5 protein-coding genes are annotated in these 3,051 nt (G+C 35.3%); all 5 read left to right on the top strand.

Annotated elements, in window-relative coordinates; all coding sequences use genetic code 11:
- The first annotated feature begins 267 nt into the window (after nucleotides 1-267).
- Nucleotides 268-1,197, top strand: coding sequence for a TlpA disulfide reductase family protein (locus ACTHJT_RS16420; protein WP_440240198.1), 930 nt, complete (start codon nucleotides 268-270; stop codon nucleotides 1,195-1,197).
- A gap of 50 nt (nucleotides 1,198-1,247) precedes the next feature.
- Nucleotides 1,248-1,448: a hypothetical protein gene (locus ACTHJT_RS16425; protein ID WP_440240200.1), complete on the top strand. Its 201-nt coding sequence runs from the start codon at nucleotides 1,248-1,250 to the stop codon at nucleotides 1,446-1,448.
- 217 nt (nucleotides 1,449-1,665) lie between these two features.
- Nucleotides 1,666-2,040 (top strand): hypothetical protein, encoded by a 375-nt coding sequence (locus ACTHJT_RS16430; RefSeq protein WP_440240202.1) that lies wholly within the window; start codon nucleotides 1,666-1,668, stop codon nucleotides 2,038-2,040.
- Nucleotides 2,041-2,164: 124 nt separating this feature from the next.
- Nucleotides 2,165-2,542: a hypothetical protein gene (locus ACTHJT_RS16435; RefSeq protein ID WP_440240204.1), complete on the top strand. Its 378-nt coding sequence runs from the start codon at nucleotides 2,165-2,167 to the stop codon at nucleotides 2,540-2,542.
- Nucleotides 2,543-2,738: 196 nt separating this feature from the next.
- Nucleotides 2,739-3,051 (top strand): hypothetical protein (locus ACTHJT_RS16440; RefSeq protein WP_440240206.1); only part of this gene is annotated, 313 nt, incomplete at its 3' end.

The raw sequence follows: 3,051 nt of genomic DNA on the forward strand, positions 1-3,051 counted from the left end.
TCAATGCTGAAGCCTACCTGAATGACTTCAGTTACACAGGGAATAACACCGGCTGTAGTTCGCTGTCAGCAACAGTTCCAGCAGAAGAACAAATATCGTCTTTTTGTATTTATCTTCGGCTGTAGTTTTTCAATCGGCAGATTGTTTGGGCGTGACATTCATTGAATATTAGCCCATCCAGGCCTTAACGTTAGCGGCAACTCAAACCGATAATTTACAATTTGAATTGCCTTTAAATCCATAAATAGATCGTTGAAATTAGCATCTATGCAAAAATTCATTTTCCTTTTCCTGATTTTTCAAATCCTGTTGCACAACACTTATGCGCAGGATTCCAGGAAATTTACGCTGAATGGTACAGTAATTGGCCAAAGTAGCGGAAAGCTTTATTTAATCTATTCGACGAAAAATAAACGCATCATAGACTCAGCAGAAATCTCAAATGGAAAGTTCAGTTTCCATGGATCAATTGATGAACCTACAACAGCTGAACTAACTGATAATTTAAAAATGAGAAAAAAAGGATATGGAAACTATCTTTCAGACTTTTACTTAGAACAAGGGGTAATCACCCTGACAACCAGCAATGACCACTTTGCAGATGCTAAACTGACTGGCTCTGGAACCAACAAAGATTATCGGCAAGTCACCCGCTACATAAATCCTGTATTCGAAAGATTATTTAATTTACAGAATAAAGCAAACGCTGACAGTATTAAGGCCGGCATATTTTCCGATTCGCTCAGGTTTTATACTACGCAGTTGAAGAAATATTTGTTGGCTTTCATTGCAGACAATCCAGACTCGTATATCGGAATCCTTGCAATACAAAGACTCCTGTGGATAAAAGAAATACGTGTTGACTCGGTGTTGTCGACTTTTAGTCTTTTGACGCCACGTATAAAAAACACCATTGCTGCAAAAAAATTAAAAGCGGCGCTTGTAAACACACTAAGTTCTTCAATTGGCCATATCGCAACGGACTTTAGCCGCAAAGATATCAATGGAAAACTGGTAACGTTAAGCTCATTCAAAGGTCAATATGTGCTACTGGATTTTTGGGCGAGCTGGTGCGTCCCATGCCGGGCTCAAACTCCTCATTTAAGGCGTCTTTATGAGATGTACAGAGGGCAAGGATTAAAAGTCATTGATTTTCCTGCGACTCTAAATACGAAGCTTGGCAGAAAGCTATATTAAAAGACAGCATTGAGTCGTTTGTAAACATTCTATCCTTTACTGATAGTGACATGGATTTCTTAAAGCTACATGACAATGTTGGTGAAGCAAGCTTTGAAGTAGAACTGCGAAAACAATTCAACTTAATGCCCATTCCGGTGTACATTTTGATTGATCCTAATGGCATCATCATAGGCCGATATGGCGCGACTGAAAAAAGCCCTGCTGACATGCTCGACAAGAAGCTAATAGAAATCTTTAATAAAAGTTGAGGGCCACCAATAAACCATGAAAAGATTGACGCATAAAGTACAAATAGTTCGGGAAAATAGTCATTTATAAAATTAGATCTGAAATCATAAAGCGCCACTAACAAAGTATAGAAACAATCAACGACATACAAAACTCATTCAATTGAAAGGATTGATAAAAGCGCACATCAAACAGGTTGGACAAGGTACGCAGTCAAGTGATTAAAATCATTAATCGGTGAACAATAAAAAAATCAAATTCTATCTGTTTTATATTCTTCTGTCAGTAATCATCTTTGGCGCAATATCCGGTATTGTTGATAATATTTTGGATAACATTTATTTGAAGAGAGAATCTGCGTTTGCTATTTCTAATAAAATAACTCTTTCAACTGTTAGCAAAGCTGGAACAGATTGCCATTACTCGTTTTTTTTAATGGGAAAGTGGTATGCAGGATATACTTCTTTACCACTTCATGGAGATGGAACGAAATATTTTATCAAGTTTTATCCACCAAATCCTAATAGAAACAAAGCAACAGAAATAATAGCAACTCCTGAAGACATTAAAAACTTACCGCCTGATGGATATAAAAAACTTCCACATCAATAAGTATAATGAATATAAACATGACAAAGAGATTAAGACAAAGTGGTTCAACACACAGAAGACACTCAACTATCATAAGGAATTGGGAAGGGAATGGAGTTAAAATCATTAATCGCAATTTCATTCGATGAAAACTGAAAAAATTAAATTGCTTCTGGCGATCATTCTTATAATTTTAGGCATAATAGGTTTCTTCTATACAATTACTGAATCTATATTAGACGCTTATTATTTAAAAAAGGACTTTGCTTATACTATTTCTAATACAATATCTGTTGGAAGTGCTACCAAAGGGAGTGGTTCTGACAAGAAGTACACGTTTTTTCTGAACGGCAAATGGTATGCAGGTTTTTCCAATATAGCATTAAAAACAGATGGAACAAAATATTTTATCAAATTTTATCCGCCAAATCCAAGAAGAAACAAGGCAACAAAAGTTATAGTAACTCCTGAGGATATTAAAAATTTACCGCCTGATGGATACAAGCAATTACCGCATGAGTAAGCCGTTTATAGCATCAGAGTCTTTTATTAGATAGAAAACAATTTAGTGCAGAGAAAGAAAACAACATATTTGTTTGTTCACTGGCCAACGGAAACGCTTATGTCATCAAGGAGTTTGAATATGATAAGAAGAATGAAAGCCGCAGACCCTGACGAGTAATATATAGAGAAGGTGATGTTATTAAAATCATTAATCGATGAAAACTGAAAAAATTAAATTTTATTTTAATTATTCGATTATAATTTTAACCATATTGGCAGTATTTTATTCTGTTATTGAAACTGTTTTAGATAATAATTATTTGAACAAAGATTCTTCTTACGCGATTTCTGACAAAATATCTCTGACCACTGTTGGCAAAGGTGGTACTAATAAGCAATACACATTTTTTCTGAAGGGAAAATGGTATGCGGGCTCCACAACTTTACCCCTCCACAGAGATGGAACAAAATATTTTATAAAATTTTATCCGCCTAATCCTAACAGAAACGAAGCGACAAAAGTATTAG

This window comes from Cytophaga sp., assembly GCF_051961495.1.
Taxonomy (GTDB): domain Bacteria; phylum Bacteroidota; class Bacteroidia; order Cytophagales; family Cytophagaceae; genus Cytophaga.